This is a genomic window from Neisseria sp. HMSC066H01, from assembly GCF_001837375.1.
Classification (GTDB): Bacteria; Pseudomonadota; Gammaproteobacteria; order Burkholderiales; family Neisseriaceae; genus Neisseria.
This window is the reverse complement of the sequence record NZ_KV832198.1, coordinates 1-556: the sequence shown is the minus strand read 5'-3', so window position 1 is coordinate 556 and position 556 is coordinate 1. Positions and strand designations below refer to the sequence as shown.

At 56.1% G+C, this 556-nt stretch carries 1 pseudogene; it reads left to right on the top strand.

The annotated features are described in order from the left end of the window. A pseudogene (locus tag HMPREF2551_RS09560) lies at positions 1-556 on the top strand (hypothetical protein); the annotation flags it as partial.

Genomic DNA, 556 nt, shown 5'->3' with positions numbered 1-556 from the left:
CGCCAAAGGCACCACTGCGAGCGCAGGTTCCGACAAAGTGACCGTTACCGCCGCCGCTGAAGACGCGAACAACGTGACCGACTACAGCATCGACTTGGCTGATAGCACCAAAGACGACATCCAAAAAGGTGTGGATGCCAAAACCACCGTTGACACCAAAGGCCTGACCTTCAACGGCGACAGCGGCAGCACCAATGTCGAAAAACTCGGTTCCACCGTGACCGTTGCCGGCGACGACAACATCACCACCGAAGCCCAAGACGATAAAGTGACAGTTAAGCTGAACAAAGACCTGGTGGTAGACAGCGTCAAAGCCGGTGATACCACCGTTAACAACGACGGTGTGAAAGTCGCAGGCGGTCCTAGCCTGACCAAGTCCGGTATCGATGCCGCCGGCAACAAAGTAACCAACGTAGCCGATGGCGACCTCAATGCCAACAGCAAAGATGCCGTCAACGGCAGCCAACTGTTTGCGACCAACCAAAACGTCGCCAACAACGCCGCCAACATCGCCAAAGGTCTGAATATTGCCGCCGACAACGGCAGCGACGACAAC